At 71.4% G+C, this 16,716-nt stretch carries 13 protein-coding genes; 10 read left to right on the forward strand and 3 right to left on the reverse strand.

Going from position 1 to position 16,716, the window contains the following annotated elements; all coding sequences use genetic code 11:
* The first annotated feature begins 2 nt into the window (after positions 1-2).
* The 3 genes from pdxR (at position 3) to JIX56_RS06690 (ending at position 3,744) form a co-directional block, all read left to right on the forward strand.
* Positions 3-1,478 carry a MocR-like pyridoxine biosynthesis transcription factor PdxR gene (pdxR, locus tag JIX56_RS06680; protein WP_257537832.1) on the forward strand — a complete coding sequence of 492 codons (1,476 nt, stop codon included), beginning with the start codon at positions 3-5 and terminating at the stop codon, positions 1,476-1,478.
* Positions 1,479-1,579: 101 nt separating this feature from the next.
* Positions 1,580-2,632 (forward strand): hypothetical protein, encoded by a 1,053-nt coding sequence (locus JIX56_RS06685; protein WP_257537833.1) that lies wholly within the window; start codon positions 1,580-1,582, stop codon positions 2,630-2,632.
* A 2-nt stretch (positions 2,633-2,634) separates the two neighbouring features.
* Positions 2,635-3,744, forward strand: a complete 1,110-nt coding sequence (locus JIX56_RS06690) for a hypothetical protein (protein WP_257537834.1) — start codon at positions 2,635-2,637, stop codon at positions 3,742-3,744.
* A gap of 96 nt (positions 3,745-3,840) precedes the next feature.
* On the opposite strand, the gene JIX56_RS47935 is transcribed toward JIX56_RS06690, so the two are convergent.
* Entirely contained in the window at positions 3,841-3,978 is a 138-nt protein-coding gene (locus tag JIX56_RS47935; RefSeq protein ID WP_442811158.1) for an MFS transporter small subunit, read from the reverse strand.
* Positions 3,944-5,284, reverse strand: a complete 1,341-nt coding sequence (locus tag JIX56_RS06695; RefSeq protein WP_257537835.1) for an OFA family MFS transporter — start codon at positions 5,282-5,284, stop codon at positions 3,944-3,946. Before JIX56_RS06695 ends, JIX56_RS47935 begins: the two co-directional genes overlap by 35 nt.
* Positions 5,285-5,530: 246 nt before the next feature.
* On the opposite strand from JIX56_RS06695, the gene JIX56_RS06700 reads away from it, so the two are divergent.
* The 7 genes from JIX56_RS06700 to JIX56_RS06730 all read left to right on the forward strand — a co-directional run bounded on the left by JIX56_RS06700 (position 5,531) and on the right by JIX56_RS06730 (position 15,627).
* Positions 5,531-6,502: a 2-dehydropantoate 2-reductase gene (locus JIX56_RS06700; protein WP_257537836.1), complete on the forward strand. Its 972-nt coding sequence runs from the start codon at positions 5,531-5,533 to the stop codon at positions 6,500-6,502.
* Between the two features lie 16 nt (positions 6,503-6,518).
* Positions 6,519-8,444, forward strand: coding sequence for a molybdopterin oxidoreductase family protein (locus JIX56_RS06705; protein ID WP_257537837.1), 1,926 nt, complete (start codon positions 6,519-6,521; stop codon positions 8,442-8,444).
* Positions 8,445-8,449: 5 nt separating this feature from the next.
* On the forward strand, positions 8,450-10,273 hold the full coding sequence (locus JIX56_RS06710; protein ID WP_257537838.1) for an NAD(P)H-dependent oxidoreductase subunit E: 1,824 nt from the start codon (positions 8,450-8,452) through the stop codon (positions 10,271-10,273).
* A gap of 43 nt (positions 10,274-10,316) precedes the next feature.
* A complete protein-coding gene (locus tag JIX56_RS06715; RefSeq protein ID WP_257537839.1) occupies positions 10,317-11,177 on the forward strand; it encodes a 2Fe-2S iron-sulfur cluster-binding protein in 861 nt (286 codons plus the stop codon).
* Positions 11,178-11,185: 8 nt separating this feature from the next.
* On the forward strand, positions 11,186-12,049 hold the full coding sequence (fdhD, locus tag JIX56_RS06720; RefSeq protein WP_257537840.1) for a formate dehydrogenase accessory sulfurtransferase FdhD: 864 nt from the start codon (positions 11,186-11,188) through the stop codon (positions 12,047-12,049).
* A gap of 433 nt (positions 12,050-12,482) precedes the next feature.
* A complete protein-coding gene (locus tag JIX56_RS06725; RefSeq protein WP_257537841.1) occupies positions 12,483-14,381 on the forward strand; it encodes a sialidase family protein in 1,899 nt (632 codons plus the stop codon).
* 10 nt (positions 14,382-14,391) lie between these two features.
* Complete coding sequence (locus JIX56_RS06730; protein WP_257537842.1) at positions 14,392-15,627, forward strand: hypothetical protein; 1,236 nt, start codon at positions 14,392-14,394, stop codon at positions 15,625-15,627.
* Here the strand turns inward: JIX56_RS06730 and JIX56_RS06735 are convergent.
* Positions 15,566-16,606, reverse strand: coding sequence for a bile acid:sodium symporter family protein (locus JIX56_RS06735; RefSeq protein WP_257537843.1), 1,041 nt, complete (start codon positions 16,604-16,606; stop codon positions 15,566-15,568). The genes JIX56_RS06730 and JIX56_RS06735 overlap by 62 nt on opposite strands.
* Positions 16,607-16,716: the final 110 nt, after the last annotated feature.

Below are 16,716 nucleotides of genomic sequence, written 5' to 3' on the forward strand. Positions count from 1 at the left end.
CGATGGACGTACACGTCAGGCTCGACGGGCAGCGCGACCTGTCCGGCCAGATCTACCGCCAACTGCGCACCGCGATCCACGACGGGCTACTGCGGCCCGGCGATCAGCTGCCCCCGACCCGGGAGTTGGCCCGCCGCCTTGCCGTCGCCCGCAACACCGTCGGCGTCGCCTACGAACGGCTCGTCGCCGAGGGCTACGCGGACAGCAGAGTCGGCTCCGGAACCTATGTGCGTACGACGGGCCTGGCCACGCGCGGGGACGCGACCGACACCGACACCCCCGGCTCGGTACTGCGCCCTCGCGCCCTGTGGGCCGGCTTGTCCCCATGGGCGGCCCCGGAGACCACGGGACCGACCACGGCGGCCCACGACTTCCGGGTCGGCCTGCCGGACGCCCGGCTCTTCCCGTACGACGCCTGGCGTCCCCTGATCTCCCGGGAACTGCGCCACTCGGCGGCCGGGACGGTCGGGTACGGCGATCCGGCCGGCCACGCCGGGCTGCGGGCCGCACTCGCCCGGCACATCGGACTCTCCCGCGGCGTGCGGACCGGCCCGGACGACGTGCTGGTGACCACCGGTACGCAGCAGGCCCTGGACCTCATCGGGCGGGTGCTGCTCGAACCGGGCGACCGGGTGGCCGTCGAAGAGCCCGGCTACCCACCGGCCCGGCTGCCGTTCCTGGCGCACGGCGCCGAGGTCACGGGTGTACCGGTGGACGCCGAGGGCCTGCTGGTGGACGCCATTCCGCCGGACACCCGCGCCGTGTACGTCACCCCGGCCCACCAGTTCCCGCTCGGCATGCCGATGTCCCTGCGGCGCAGAACGGCGCTGCTGCGATGGGCGCGACGGCACGGCGCGGCCGTGATCGAGGACGACTACGACAGCGAATTCCGGTTCGGCGGACGGCCGGTCGAGACGCTGCGGAGTCTGGACCGGGACGGACACGTCATCTATGTCGGGTCGTTCTCCAAGGTGATGCTGCCCTCCCTGCGCGTCGGCTTCCTGGTCGCGCCCGCCCCGCTGCGCACCGCACTGCGCACCGCGAAGTACACCGCCGACTGGCACACAGCGGTCCCCGCGCAGGCGGCACTCGCCCGCTTCGTCGACGACGGGTTGCTCGCCCGGCACATCCGCCGGATGCAGCACACGTACGCGGCCCGGCACCAGGCCATCACCCGCGCGCTCACCGACCACTTCGCGGACCTGGCCGAGCTGGTGCCGTCCGCGGCGGGCCTGCACGTGACCACCTTCACCCGCGGTCACCTCGCCGACCCCGACGCCCTCGCGGACAGGGCCGGCCGGGCCCGGGCATCCGGCGTGGCGGTCCACACCCTGGCGGAGGTCACCGCGAACCGCTCCGCGCGCCCGGGCTTCGTCTTCGGTTACGGCTCGATCAGCGCCCCGGACATCGAGCCGGGCCTGCACCGCGTACTCGGCCCACCCGGGACTCGTTCGCTCGTGGCCCCAGGAGTCCCCTGACACGGTGAGCCTCCAGAGGGAAGCGTGATCGGCTGAATGCCGTCTGTTCACGGATGGTGAACGCCCCTAGCGTGTGCGACCTTCGCGCTCTGGGGGGTCTCATGAACGGTCTCCGTGCGGTTGTTCTCTGCCTTGTGATCGCGTGTGCCGCGGTGGTGTCGCCGGCCGCGGCTGTGACGCCGAGCTGGTCGGCGCTGCCGGTGCCGGCGGCGGCCCCGCCGGTGACCGTGTCCGATCTCGCCGCCCGTGGGCCGGGCGAGGCGTGGGCGACCGGGTACGAGGAGGCCGCCGATGGAGTGCGGCCGATGTTGTACCGGTGGGACGGCACGGCGTGGCGCCGGGACACCACCTTCCCCGGCGCCGGTGAGTCGGGCTGGCTCGGCAAGGTGCGGTTCGTCGGCGAGGAGGTGTGGATCTTCCACAACCGCGCGGGGGTGGGGGAGATCCTGCGCCGGTCGGCGGGAGGGTGGAGTGCCGTGCCGCTGCCGCAGACCCTGTGGGTCTACCAGGACTTCGCCGCGGTACCGGGTGGTGCGTGGGTGGTCGGTGAGGACGACACCGGGCTGAAGGTGCTGCACCACGACGGTTCCGGCTGGACCACACAGTCCACCCCGGACGGTGTGCTGTACGTGTCGGGGGTCACCGCGCGTTCCGCCACCGACGCCTGGGCCTGGGCGGGCACCGACGCCGGGACCACCGTCGTCCTGCGCTGGAACGGCACGACCTGGCGGGACGCGAAGGTGCCGCTGCCGCCGAACAGCAACGTGCACACGGTGATCCCCGAACCGTCCGGCCGGGTCACGATCGGCGGCCACCAGTACACCGACGGCGTGGCCCGCACCTACCTGATGACCTTCAACGGGCACGCCTGGCGCACCACTCACCCACCGCTGGGCGACACCTACACCGAGGCCATGGTGCGCGGCCCGGACGGAGCGCTGTGGCTGCCGGTGCGCAGCGACCGCGCGTTCCAGTCGAAGTACGCGCGGGTGGACGGCCCCCGCACCACGTTCTCCTACGGCCCGGAGCGCAAAGACGCGATCGACGTCAAACCGCGTGCGCTGGCGAGGGCCGGGGCCTCGCTGCTGTCCTTCGGGACCGTCGAGATCTACGGCTCGAAACCGAACCTGATGAGTGAGCGGCTGGGAGGCTGACCATGGCACGCCGACTTCTCGTCGCGGTCCTCGCTGTCGCCATGACCATCATGGCCGCCATGAGCTCGGCCGCGGCGGAAACCCTGTCCTGGCACCACGTTCCGGTCCCGGCACAGGTACGCCCACAGGCCGGGCTGAACGAGGTCGTGGCGTTCGGGCCGGACCGGGCGTGGGCGGTGGGTGCCGACGCCGTCGGTCGCGAGGCGCCGGGCTTTCCGCTGGTGCTGCGCTGGGACGGAACCGCGTGGCAGCGCCAGAGCCTGCCCGGGGTCGGCTGGCAGGGAGAGCTGCTGTCCGTCGCCGCGACCTCACCGACCGCGCTCTGGGCGGTGGGCCGCGACTCGGCGGGCGGCGCCCACCTGCTCCGCTCCGACGGCGTCACCTGGTCCGAGAGCCGGCCGCCGCGCGGTGTCGTGCTGGCCAAAGCCGTCACCGGCGGCGGTGAGACCTGGCTGATCGGTTCGCGGGACGGCGCACAGGTGTTGCTGCGCTGGGACGGGCGCGGCTGGCGGGACGTGCCGGTGCCGCCGGGATCCGTGTACGGCCTGCACATCCTGGCGGCCGACGACGTCTGGGCCGCGGGCGCCACCGCCTCGGGTGCGGCCGTGGCGCACTGGGACGGACAGACGTGGCAGCAGACGATCGTGGACGGGTTCCCGCGGTCGGCCGTGGGCAGTGTGCTGGCGGTCTCGCCGACGGAGGTGTGGGCGGGTGGCACGGCCGGCTTCGTCGGCGGCCCGGTGGGCCGGCCGATTCCGCCCCTGCTGGTCCGCTTCGACGGGCAGGCGTGGAGCCGGGTGACCATGCCCACCGACTTCGGCGGGATCACCTCACTGGCGCCCACCGAGTCGGGCGCACTGGGCTGGGTCTCGGTGACCCGCTCGCAGAAGTGGGGGCCACCGGGCAGCTATCCGCCGTTCGTCCCCGGGCCCGATTTCCTTGCCTGGAACGGAGAGTCGTTCACCGAGTACAGCGAACCGGCGGTGGCCGGGGAGGGTGACTCCTCGCTGCTGCGGCTGGCGCCGGTGCCGGGCACGGCGACGGTGTGGTCGGTCGGCCGCGCCGACGGCCCCGAGAACACCTTCGCCCCACGCATCCTGCGATTCGGCTGAGATCACGAACGGGGCTCCGTCCGAAGCGGACGGAGCCCCGTTCCACGCGTCCAGGCGCCGACGACGCCTCACTGTCCTGAGGGGACGTCCGCGTACTCACCCGGTGAACAACTGCGTGGCCTTCCGTACGAGTTCGTACAGTCCGTAACCGAGTGGCACCCCCACCCACACCCAGGCGAAGACGATCAACGGTCGCCGGTCAGGCGGATTCGGACTGCTGTCGCTGGACGACATCGGCGGCCTCCCTCGGGGCGGGGATGTGGAAGCGGGGGTGGACGGGCCGGACCAGCTCGTTGGCGACGAAGCCGATCACGAGCAGTCCGATCATGATGAAGAAGGACATGCCGTAGAGGTCGGGGCCGGACTTGCCCGCCTCCTCCTGCCGGTCCGCGATCCAGTTGACGATCAGCGGTCCGAGGACACCGGCCGTGGACCAGGCGGTGAGCAGCCGGCCGTGGATCGCGCCGACCTGGTAGGTGCCGAAGAGGTCCTTCAGATACGCGGGGATCGTGGCGAAGCCGCCGCCGTAGAAGGACAGGATCACCAGGGCGCAGATGATGAACAGCGGCTTGGAGGAGTCGCCGAACAGCGCGATCAGCAGATACATCAGCGCGCCCACGCCCAGGTAGACGCGGTAGATGTTCTTGCGCCCGATCAGGTCGGACGTGGACGACCAGGTGATACGGCCCGCCATGTTGGCCGCGGAGAGCAGCGCGACGAAGCCGGCGGCCGCCGTGACGGAGACCGGGGTGGAGGAGTCGGCGAAGAAGTCCGTGATCATCGGGGCGGCCTTCTCCAGGATGCCGATGCCCGCGGACACGTTCATGCAGAGGATGACCCACAGACACCAGAACTGCGGGGTGCGGATGGCGTTGCGGGCCGAGACCTGCGGGCCCGCCAGGACGCCCGGTCCGCTCTCCGTGCTCACACGGTCCTCCGTGCGCGGCACCCGTACGAGCAGCACACCGAGCAGCATGAACACGGCGTACGACAGGCCGTGCACGAGGAAGGCGACGGCGATGCCGGAGGAGTCGGAGCCGAAGGACTCCAGCATCTGGGCGGACCACGGCGAGGCGATGAGCGCGCCGCCGCCGAAGCCCATGATCGCGATTCCGGTGGCCATGCCGGGCCGGTCCGGGAACCACTTGATCAGGGTGGAGACGGGCGAGATGTAGCCGATGCCGAGGCCGATGCCGCCGACGAAGCCGTAGCCGAAGACGATCAGCCAGTACTGCTCGGTGGCCGCGCCGAGCGAGGCGAGCAGGAAGCCGGAGGAGAAGCAGATCAGCGCCACGGTCATCGCCCAGCGTGGCCCGTTGCGCTCGACGAGCGTCCCGCCGAACGCGGCCGACAGGCCCAGCATGACGATGCCGAGCTGGAAGGGCAGCGCGCTCTGGGTGCCGCTGAGGCCGAGCGCGGATTCCAGCGGCGGCTTGAAGACGCTCCAGGCGTAGGCCTGCCCGATGGAGAGATGGACGGAGAGCGCGGCCGGGGGTACGAGCCAGCGGCTCCAGCCCGGGGGTGCGACGGGGGGACTCATGATCCCGGACGGTAGGCAGTGACAAGGGAGTTGGAAAGGCGGCGCGTCGGCCGTGTGCGACGAGCGGTATCCACCGCGCGCCGAACGGTAGTTCCCCGGCCACCTTCATGTCCGGGCAATGCCCTGTGCGGCGGCTGCGCGAACCCTTGCTGGGTCAACTTCCATACTGTAGACAATATTTCGTCGACAGAGTTCGACGGTGCGCCATCTCCGCGGTATCCCTCGACCGAACGGAGCTCCCTCGTCATGAAAGTCGCAGTTCTCGGCGCCGGTGCGATCGGCGCCTATGCCGGCGCCGCGCTCCACCGCGCCGGCGCGGACACGCATCTCGTCGCCCGTGGACCGCATCTCGCGGCCATGAGGCGGGACGGGGTGCGTGTGCTCAGCTCGCGCGGGGACTTCACCGCCCGGGCCCACGCCACCGACGACCCGGCCGAGATCGGCCCGGTCGACTTCGTCTTCCTCGGCCTCAAGGCCAACTCGTACGCGGCGTGCGGGCCGCTGATCGAGCCCCTGCTGCACGGCACCACGGCGGTGATCGCCGCCCAGAACGGCATTCCCTGGTGGTACTTCCACCGGCACGGCGGCCCGCACGACGGCCACCGTGTGGAGAGCGTGGACCCGGCCGGCGCGGTCAGTGCGGTGCTCGCGCCCGAACGGGCCATCGGCTGTGTCGTCTACGCGGCCACCGAACTCGAAGGGCCCGGTGTCGTACGGCACTTGGAAGGCACCCGGTTCTCCCTCGGTGAACCCGACCGTACGGTCTCGGCGCGCTGTGAGGCGTTCAGCGAGGCCATGGTGGCGGGTGGCCTGAAGTGTCCCGTGGAGCCCGACATCCGGGGCGACATCTGGATCAAGCTGCTCGGCAACATCTCGTTCAACCCGATCAGCGCCCTGGCCCGCGCGACCATGCGGCAGATGTGTCTGCACGGCGGCACCCGCAAGGTCATCGAGACGATGATGGCCGAGACGCTCGCCGTCGCCGAGGCCCTCGGCTGCGAGGTCGGTGTCTCCATCGAACGGCGGATGGCCGGCGCCGAACGCGTCGGCGACCACCGCACCTCCACGCTCCAGGACCTGGAGCGCGGCAAACCACTGGAACTCGACGTACTGCTCGCCGCCGTCGTCGAACTGGCGGACATCACCGGCGTCGAGGTGCCCACACTCCGCACCGTCCACGCCATCTCGGACCTGCTCGCGCTGAGGAGCGCGGCATGAACTCTGAGGAACGCCGATGAGGAAACGCGACCGAAGCCCGAAGACCTACACCCGGCTCACCCATCCCCTCGTCCGCGACTCACGCGACGAGCCCTTCCGGCAGGCGACCTGGGAGGAGGCGCTGGACCGGGCCGCCCGCGGCATCGAACGCCATCGCGGCGCCTTCGGCATGTTCTCCTGCGCCCGCGCCACGAACGAGATGAACTACGTGGCGCAGAAGTTCGCCCGGGTGGTCATGGGGACCAACAACGTCGACTCCTGCAACCGCACCTGCCACGCCCCGAGCGTCGCCGGCCTGTCCGCCGCCTTCGGTTCCGGCGGCGGCACCTCCTCGTACGAGGAGATCGAGCACACCGACGTCATCGTGATGTGGGGTTCCAACGCCCGCTTCGCCCACCCGATCTTCTTCCAGCACGTGCTGAAGGGCATCCACAACGGCGCCCGGATGTACGCCGTCGACCCGAGGCGGACATCCACCGCCGAGTGGGCGGAGAGCTGGATGGGGCTGAACGTCGGCACGGACATCCCGATGGCCCACGCGGTCGGCCGCGAGATCATCCACGCGGGCCTGGCCAACGAGGCGTTCATCGAGCGGGCGACCACCGGCTTCGAGGAGTACAAGGCGCTCGTCGAGCCGTGGACGCTCTCCCTCGCCGAGAAGGTGACGGGCGTACCGGCCGCCGCGATACGGCAGTTGGCGCACGCGTACGCCCGTGTCGAGCGCGCCCAGCTGTGCTGGACCCTCGGCATCACCGAGCACCACAACGGCACCGACAACGTCCGCGCGCTGATCAACCTGTCGCTGCTGACAGGGCATGTGGGGCGGCACGCATCGGGTTTGCAGCCCCTGCGCGGCCAGAACAACGTGCAGGGCGGCGGCGACATGGGCGCCATCCCCAACCGGCTGCCCGGCTTCCAGGACATCCTCGACCCGGAGTCCCGACTGAAGTTCGAGTCGGCGTGGGACACCGTCATCCAGCCGCACTACGGGCTGAACCTGACGGAGATGTTCGAGGCCATGGAGGAGGGCTCGCTGAAGGCCGTGTACTGCATCGGGGAGAACCCGGCGCAGTCCGAGGCGGACAGCGAACAGGCCGTACGGCGTATGAGGCAGCTGGACTTCCTCGTCGTCCAGGACATCTTCCTGACGAAGACGGCCGAGCTGGCGGACGTCGTGCTGCCCGCGACCGCCGGGTGGGCGGAGACGGACGGCACCACCACCAACAGCGAGCGGCGGGTCCAGCGCGTCCGCAAGGCGGTCAACCCGCCCGGTGAGGCCCGCGAGGACATCGACATCCTCTGCGACCTGGCCTCCCGGCTCGGGCACGAGTGGAAGTACGCCGACGCCGAGGCCGTCTGGAACGAGCTGCGGTCGGTGTCGCCTGACCACTACGGGATGACGTACGAGCGGCTTGAGGAGCACCAGGGCATCCAGTGGCCCTGCCCGGACACGGACAGGCTCGAACCGACCTATCTGCACGGCAGGTTGTGGGATCCCGACCCGGCGAACCGGGGCCGGCTCGCGCCCTTCGGGATCGTGCGGCACGATCCGCCGGTGGATCTGACGGACGAGGAGTTCCCGATCCGGCTGACCACCGGGCGGCGGCTGGACTCCTACAACACCGGTGTGCAGAGCGGTGGTTTCGCCTCGCCGCTGCGGCGCGGGGAGTACATCGAGCTGTGCCCGGAGGACGCGGAGCGCTACGGGGTCGTGGTGGGCGAGGAGGTCCAGGTGTCCTCGCGGCGCGGCTCGGTCGTGGCGCCGGTGTGGATCGACCTGGCGCTGCGGCCCGGTCTCGCCTTCATGACCATGCACTTTCCCGACGAGGTGGACACCAACCAGCTGACGATCGAGGCCAATTGCCCGATCGCGGGGACGGCGGAGTTCAAGGCGTCGGCGATCCGGATCGACAAGCTGCCCGTCGCGACCATCGTGAGGTGAGTTGAGTGGACCTGCACTTCGGCGACAGCAAACCCACGGACGAGGAGAAGGAGGCGGTCGACGCGCTGCTCGGGCCGCCGGAATCGTCCTGGGAGGGCGCGGACCGTTCCGACGCCGATCTGCGGTGGGCACGGGGCGGCCGGGAGGCACGGAAGCGCCGTGACCTGCTGTTGCCGGGGCTGCACGCGATCAACGACCGGATCGGCTGGATCAGCGAGGGCGCGCTGGACTATCTGTGCCGGCGGCTGACGGTGCCGCCGGCGGAGGCGTACGGCGTGGCCACGTTCTATGCGATGTTCTCGGTCGAGCCGCGCCCCGCGACCGTGCTGCACGTGTGCACGGACCTCGCCTGCGCGGCGGCCGGGGCGGCCGGCCTGTGCGCCGGGATCGAGTCCCGCCTCGGCCTCGGCAGCGGGGTGAGCGTGGAGCGGAGCCCGTGTCTGGGGCTGTGCGAGCGGGCGCCGGCCGCCCTCGCGATCAAGGCCGGGAATCCGGTGCGTACGGCCGTGTCGGCGCCGGCGACCGTCGAGGCGGCCGTCCTCGCGGCGAGCGCCCCCGACTCGGCCGACGAGGAGCCGCCGGCCGCCATGGCGGTGCCCCAGGCGGGAGAACCGGGGCTCACCCTCCTCTCCCGGGTCGGGGTCGTCGACCCGGCCTCCCTGGACGACTACCGCGCGTACGGCGGCTACACGGCTCTGCGGCGGGCCTTCGAGCTGGGCCCCGCCGGGGTCATCCGGGAGGTCACCGACTCGGGTCTGGTCGGGCGGGGCGGCGCCGCCTTCCCCACCGGCCGGAAATGGCAGGCCACGGCGTCGCAGCCCGACCGTCCGCACTACGTCGTCTGCAACGCGGACGAATCCGAGCCGGGCACCTTCAAGGACCGCGTGATCATGGAGGGCGACCCGTTCGCCCTGGTCGAGGCGATGACCATCGCGGCGTACGCGACCGGCGCGCACAAGGGTTACCTGTATCTGCGCGGCGAGTACCCAAGAGCTCTGCGGCGCCTGGAGCACGCCATCGCCCAGGCCCGCTCCCGGGGCCTGCTCGGCGACGACGTCCTCGGGCAGGGCTACGCCTTCGACCTCGAGATCCGCCGTGGCGCGGGCGCCTACATCTGCGGCGAGGAGACGGCCCTCTTCAACTCCATCGAGGGGTACCGGGGCGAGCCGCGCTCGAAGCCGCCGTTCCCCGTGGAGAAGGGCCTCTTCGGCAAGCCGACGGTGGAGAACAACGTCGAGACGCTGGTGAACGTCCTGCCGATCCTCACGATGGGCGCCCCGGCGTACGCGGCGATCGGCACCGGCCGCTCCACCGGACCGAAGCTGTTCTGTGTGTCGGGGAGCGTGGAGCGGCCCGGCATCTACGAGCTGCCCTTCGGGGCGACGCTCGGCGATCTGCTGACGCTCGCCGGGGTGCGGGACCGGCTGCGGGCCGTCCTCCTCGGCGGCGCGGCCGGCGGCTTCGTACGCCCCGACGAGCTGGACATCCCGCTCACCTTCGAGGGGACACGGGAGGCCGGCACGACGCTCGGCTCGGGCGTGGTCATGGCCTTCGACGACACGGTTCCGCTGCCCCGGCTGCTGCTGCGGATCGCGGAGTTCTTCCGGGACGAGTCCTGCGGGCAGTGTGTGCCGTGCCGGGTCGGGACCGTGCGCCAGGAGGAGGCACTGCACCGGATCGTCGAGCGGACCGGTGCGGCCGCGGCCGGTGACATCGCCCTGCTCAGGGAGGTCGGCCGCGCGATGCGGGACGCCTCGATCTGCGGTCTCGGGCAGACCGCGTGGAACGCCGTGGAATCCGCCATCGACCGCTTGGGGGCGTACGAATGACCGCGCATCGCCGAAGCCGAACTCGCCGTACCGGAGCCGCCGTATGACCGTGATACCGCTGGGAGTGCCGCGCCGCCTGCTGGAGTTCACCCTCGACGGGGAGCCGGTGCGGGCGCCCGAGGGCTCGACGATCCTCGACGCCTGCCGGGCCGCCGGCAAGGACGTCCCGACCCTCTGCCAGGGCGACACGCTCGCCCCGAAGAACGCCTGCCGGGTCTGTGTCGTCGAGGTCGAGGGGGCCAGAACCCTCGTCCCGGCCTGCTCCCGCAAGGCCGAGCCCGGGATGGAGGTGAGGACCGACACCGAGCGCGCCCGGCACAGCCGCAAGATCGTCCTGGAACTCCTCGCGTCGTCGGTCGACCTGTCGACGACCCCGCGGGTCGCCGAGTGGATCAAGGAGTACGAGGCGAAGCCGGACCGCTTCGGCCCTCACGCTGCCCGGCTGAACGAGGAACCCAAGATCGACAACGAGCTGTATGTGCGGGACTACGACAAGTGCATCCTGTGTTACAAGTGCGTGGACGCCTGTGGGGACCAGTGGCAGAACACGTTCGCGATCTCGGTCGCGGGCCGTGGCTTCGACGCCCGGATCGCGGTGGAGCACGACGCGCCGCTCACCGACTCGGCGTGTGTGTACTGCGGGAACTGCATCGAGGTGTGCCCGACGGGCGCGCTGTCCTTCAAGTCGGAGTTCGACATGCGGGCGGCGGGTACCTGGGACGAGTCGGCGCAGACGGAGACGACCACGGTGTGCGCGTACTGCGGTGTGGGCTGCAACCTCACCCTCCATGTGCAGGACAATGACATCGTGAAGGTCACCTCCCCGCACGACAACCCGGTGACCCACGGGAACCTCTGCATCAAGGGCCGCTTCGGCTACCAGCACGTACAGAACCGGGACTGAGAGACGACATGGGACGAGTCACGGAACGACGCAAGGTGATCCGCATCCGGGACGGCGCGGTCTCCACCCGGCCGGACACGCTCGTCGCCGAGGAGCCCCTGGAGATCCGGCTGAACGGCAAGCCGCTGGCGATCACCATGCGCACCCCGGGTGACGACTTCGCGCTGGCCGCCGGCTTCCTGGTGAGCGAGGGCGTGCTCGCCGAGCAGTCGGACCTGCAGAACATCGTCTACTGCGCGGGCGCGACGGCGGACGGCTCGAACACGTACAACGTGGTGGATGTGAAGACGGCGCCGGATGTGGTGATCCCGGACATCACCCTCGAACGCAATGTCTATACGACCTCGTCCTGCGGGCTCTGCGGCAAGGCGTCGCTGGACGCCGTCCGTACGACCGCCCGCTGGGCCATCGACGACACGCACGGGGGTGACGCTCCCCCGGTCCGCCTCGAACCCGACCTCCTCGCGAGCCTCCCCGACCGGCTCCGCGCGGCCCAGCGGGTCTTCGACCGGACCGGGGGTCTGCACGCGGCGGCCCTGTTCAGCGAGGACGGCGAGCTGCTCGACGTACGGGAGGACGTGGGGCGGCACAACGCGGTGGACAAGCTGGTCGGGCGGGCCCTGCAGAGCGGGTCGCTGCCGCTGTCCCGGGCGGTGCTGCTGGTGTCGGGGCGGGCCTCCTTCGAGCTGGCGCAGAAGGCGGTGATGGCGGGGATCCCGATGCTGGCGGCGGTCTCGGCGCCGTCGTCCCTCGCGGTCGACCTGGCGGCGGAGACCGGGCTGACCCTGGTGGGCTTCCTGCGGGGGGCCTCCATGAACGTGTACGCGGGCGAGCACCGGATCGCTCTGCGGGCCGCTGCCGGCCAGGGCTGACCCCGGCTCCCCGCGACACGGCGGCGGGGCCCCCACCGGCGGGGAGCGCCCCCTGCGCCACGGGGGTCCCGCCTCTTGCACCGCCGGGTACGCGTCGTTGGTCCACTACTCGCGTTGCCGGGTGCGGGTGGGTGGGGGCTGGTCGCGCAGTTCCCCGCGCCCCTTAAAGGCATGGGGCGCGCCCGGGGTCTTTCAGGGGCGCGGGGAACTGCGCGAGCAACCACACACCACCCGCATCCGCCGACGAAGCCGCACCCCCCGAGCTCTCCCGAGCCAGTCTGACTGATCGTCACCCTGTCGTACGACACGCCAATCACAACCGACGCACGGTTCTTGTGAGCCCCCAGAACCCCCAAGTAGCGTCTGTGGCCGCACATCGGACGTGGGACGTCCGATGTCCCATCACCCAGACGGATGAAGGGCTGGCCGCACCGTGCCGTCGAGTCTTCACGCACGTCTCAGATCCACCCTCACCGCGGTAGTCACCACCACCGCTCTCCTCTCCCTCCCCCACCCCGCCGGAGCCGAGCCCCAGCAAGCCGCCGCCGCAGCGGAGTTCGAACAGCAGGTCCTCTTCAAGGCCTCGCAGGACCCGGGCTACGCCTGCTTCAGGATTCCGGCGATCGTGCGGAGCACCAAGGGCACCCTGCTCGCCTTCGCCGAAGGCCGCGTGCTGAACTGCGGGGACGCGGCCGACATAGACCTCGTGGTCAAGCGGTCCACGGACGGCGGCCGCACCTGGGGCCCGCTGCACGTGGTCAACGAGGGCGGCGGCGACACCCATGGGAACCCCGCGCCGGTCGTGGACCGCAGGACCGGCCGGATCGTGCTGGCGGAGACGTACAACACGGGCCGTCAGGACGGCGCGAGCTGCGACGTGCCCTGTGACCGGGCCCCGCACGTCCAGTACAGCGACGACGACGGGCTGACCTGGTCCGAGCCGCGCAGCCTCAGCGAGCAGATCCGCCCGGCCGACTGGAACTCCTGGTACGCCACCGGCCCCGTCCACGGCATTCAGCTCACCCGGGGCGCTCACGCCGGGCGGCTCGTCCTCGGGGTCAACGCCGAGACCTGGGCGGACGGCCGGATCACCGTCAATCACGCGGCGCTCGTGACCAGCGACGACGGCGGGGAGAACTGGAAGGTCGGCGCGACGGACTCATGGCCGATCGCGGACGACGGCACATTCCGTCAGAAGCCGTCGGAGCTGACGCTCGCCGAGCGCGCGGACGGCACGGTCCTGGTCAGCGGGCGCGAGCAGGACGGCACCGACCTCGGCCATCGCAGCCAGACCGTCAGCCGGGACGGCGGCACCACCTTCGCCGAACCCTTCCGGGCGCTTCCCGACTTCTACATGCCCCAGGTGCAGGGATCCGTGCTGCGCCTGGGCGACCGCATGCTGCTGGCCGGACCTGCCGACCCCGACCGCCGCCGGACGATGGCGGTGCGCTCCTCCTACGACGGCGGACGCACCTGGGAGAGCGTGGACCGGGGCACGGTCGTCACCACCGACTGGTCCGGCTACTCCGACCTGGTGCGGATCGGCGGTGACGGCGGCAGCGGCGACGATGTAGTGGGGCTGCTGTACGAGGGCGGCGCGGTCGACGCCCGGGACGAGATCCGCTTCGCCCGGTTCACGGAGGACTGGCTCCAGCCGCGCCGGGGCCCGGACCCGACGACACCCGACAAGGCGCCAGGCGGCAAGCGGGCGGCCGTGCTCGGTGGCGCCCGGCCGACGGACGGCAGGTTCGGCGGCGCGATCGAGTTCGACGGCACCGACGACGCCGTACGGCTGCCGTACCGGTCCCAACTCCCCCTCGGGACGAAGGACTTCACCGCGTCGCTCTGGTTCCGTTACTCGGCGACCAGCGGTGAGCAGCCGATGCTGTGGATGGGCGGGGTCGGGGCGTCGCAGCCGCAGGTGTGGCTGCGCGGGGAGCCGGCGGCCGGGCGGTTGACCGGGCTGATCACCGTGCGGGACGGGGCCTCGCCCCCCCGGACCACGTCGGTACGGTCCACGGGCGCGTACAACGACGGGCAGTGGCATCAGCTCGTGCTGCGGCGGGGTGGAGGGCAGCTCACCCTCTTCGTGGACGGGACGCCGTTCAGCACCGCCGACATCCCCGGATCGGTCAGCCGGAACTCGCCGTTCGGGGTGCACATCGGGCAACGGGTCGACAGCCGGGTCCACTTCACCGGGGCGATCGACGAAGTCCGCGTCCGGGACCGGGCGTTGAGCGACGCGGAGGTCGCCGGTCTCGGTACGCAGGACGCGCAGACGCGGGGCTCGATCCTGTGGTTGCCCATGGACCGGGTGGACGGAGGCAACTAACGTCCCTTCCGTGCCCGACGACGCAGGAGCACGACAGCGCACGGGGGCCGGACCGGTCCTGATCCTGGCACTGGTCCTGGCCCTCGCGGCCGTGCTGCTCACCGCCCTCCCGGACGACGACCGGGAGGGCGGCGCCACCTGCACGGCCCGTACGGTCCGGGACTGGGATCCGGACGCCTCCCTGACCGGCGAGTTCGCCCGCTACGGCGACGACGCGGCCCGCACCGACGACTGGACCGGCGGCGACGGCACCCACTCGGTGCGGCTCCCGGACGGACGCGTGCTGTGGCTGTTCTCGGACACCTATCTGGGCCAGGTGCACCCACCGCCCAACCCGGCCGGCGAGTCCGTGGCCTGGCGGGACGTCTCCACGCCCCTGGTGCGCAACTCGGCCGTGGTGATGTCCCCCTCGGGCCGCCTCGAATCCACGCTCCCGGCCCCGGTCTTCCCGGATCCGGCCCCGCGGCAGTGGCGCTGGCCGGTGGCCGCCCGGGTCGAGCCCCGCTCCCCCGGCTCGGCCGAACGGGTCGTACGGGTGCTGCTGTGGACCCGTACCGCCGGGCAGTCGCCGTGGATCTACGGGGTGCCGACGGCGACCGAGGTCGCCACGCTGTCGCTGCCCGATCTGCGGCTGGAGGGGATCACGACGGTGCTGGACCAGGGGTCGGTCGCCGATCCGGCCCGGCGGGTGCTGTTCGGTACGACGGCCGTGGACGCGGGCGAGTGGACGTACGTCTTCGGCGGCACCGACGCCCAGGCGGCCTCCCGGCCGACCTCGCACGCGTATGTGGCCCGGGTGCCGCGCGGCCGGCTCGGGGAGCCGGGGGCCTGGGAGTACTGGGACGGCTCGCGGTGGGCGGTGCGGGGGCGGCCGGCGGCGGTGCTCGGGAACGGGGCGGACAAGGGGGTGGGCAGCGCGTTCACCGTCGTACGCGACGGCCGTACGTATGTGCTGTTCACCATGGCGGCCGGGACCGAGGGACTGACGACCGTCACCGCGTACTGGGCCTGCTCCCCCACCGGGCCCTGGCACGGGCCCACCAAGGGTTTCAGTCCGTCGCTGCCGGACGGCGGGGTCGCGGCGTACAACCCGCAGGCGCACGAGGCGGTCGACGGCGATCGGCTGGTCCTGAGTTACGACGTCAACTGGCTGGACGCCGACGCGGCCTCGGCGCAGCTGAACATCACGCGGAACGTGTCCTTGTACCGACCTCGGTTCGTATCGCTTCGTCTCGCCGCTCCGTGACCGCAGGTTCCACCGGGTCCTTGGCCCGGCGTTTGGCGATGACCGCGCAGACCATGAGCTGCATCTGGTGGAACAGCATCAGCGGCAGCACGGCGAGGGAGGCCTCGGCGCCGAACAGGACGCTCGCCATGGGCAGCCCGGAGGCGAGGGACTTCTTGGAGCCGGCGAACTGGATGGTGATCCGGTCCGCCCGGTCGAAGCGCAGGGCTTTCGCGCCGTACCAGGTGAGCAGCAGCATTACCGCGAGCAGCACGGCCTCGACGGCGAGCAGACCGGCGAGCCGAAGGGGGCTGACCTGGCTCCAGATCCCGCGCACCATGCCCTCGCTGAAGGCGACGTAGACGACGAGGAGGATCGAGCCGCGGTCGACCAGGGCGAGGATCTGCTTGTGGCGGGTGATGAAGCCGCCGATCCAGCGGCGGGCGACCTGCCCGGCGAGGAACGGCACCAGCAGCTGGAGCACGATCTTCAGCAGCGAGTCGGCGGAGAAGCCGCCGACGCTGCCGCCCAGCAGGCTCGCCGCGAGCAGCGGGGTGATGACGATGCCCGCGAGGGAGGAGAAGGAGCCCGCGCAGATCGCGGCCGGCACATTGCCGCGGGCCATCGAGGTGAAGGCGATCGACGACTGGACGGTCGACGGGACGAGGGTGAGGAAGAGCAGACCGGTGTAGAGGGAGTGGTTCAGGAACACCGGTTCGAGACCGCGGGCGGCCAGGCCCAGCAGCGGGAAGACGACGAAGGTGCAGGTCAGGACGGTGACATGCAGCCGCCAGTGCTTGAGGCCGTCCAGTGCCTCGCGGGTGGAGAGCCGGGCGCCGTAGAGGAAGAACAGGAAGGCGATCGCGGCCGTGGACGCGCCCGACGCGACCTCGGCGGCCGTACCCCGCGCCGGGAGGAGAGCCGCGATGCCCACCGTCCCGAGCAACAGCAGGATGTACGGGTCGATCGGCATCCAACTCGGCCACTGCAGGCGTTTCACGGTGCTCCACGTACGTTCGATGAGGGTGCGTCGGAGGGCCGGAAGGCCCCTCCCCATCGTCCTCCTCCGACCCGTGATCGGGAATCCGTCATACCGCTCTTACTGTGATC

This window comes from Streptomyces sp. CA-210063, from assembly GCF_024612015.1.
Taxonomy (GTDB): Bacteria; Actinomycetota; Actinomycetes; order Streptomycetales; family Streptomycetaceae; genus Streptomyces.

Bases quoted from the DNA above. Each gene is read 5' to 3' on its own strand.
- pdxR (WP_257537832.1), top strand. From the start codon at position 3: ATGGACGTACACGTCAGGCTCGACGGGCAGCGCGACCTGTCCGGCCAG.
- JIX56_RS06685 (WP_257537833.1), top strand. From the start codon at position 1,580: ATGAACGGTCTCCGTGCGGTTGTTCTCTGCCTTGTGATCGCGTGTGCC.
- JIX56_RS06690 (WP_257537834.1), top strand. From the start codon at position 2,635: ATGGCACGCCGACTTCTCGTCGCGGTCCTCGCTGTCGCCATGACCATC.
- JIX56_RS47935 (WP_442811158.1), bottom strand. From the start codon at position 3,978: ATGTCGTCCAGCGACAGCAGTCCGAATCCGCCTGACCGGCGACCGTTG.
- JIX56_RS06695 (WP_257537835.1), bottom strand. From the start codon at position 5,284: ATGAGTCCCCCCGTCGCACCCCCGGGCTGGAGCCGCTGGCTCGTACCC.
- JIX56_RS06700 (WP_257537836.1), top strand. From the start codon at position 5,531: ATGAAAGTCGCAGTTCTCGGCGCCGGTGCGATCGGCGCCTATGCCGGC.
- JIX56_RS06705 (WP_257537837.1), top strand. From the start codon at position 6,519: ATGAGGAAACGCGACCGAAGCCCGAAGACCTACACCCGGCTCACCCAT.
- JIX56_RS06715 (WP_257537839.1), top strand. From the start codon at position 10,317: ATGACCGTGATACCGCTGGGAGTGCCGCGCCGCCTGCTGGAGTTCACC.
- fdhD (WP_257537840.1), top strand. From the start codon at position 11,186: ATGGGACGAGTCACGGAACGACGCAAGGTGATCCGCATCCGGGACGGC.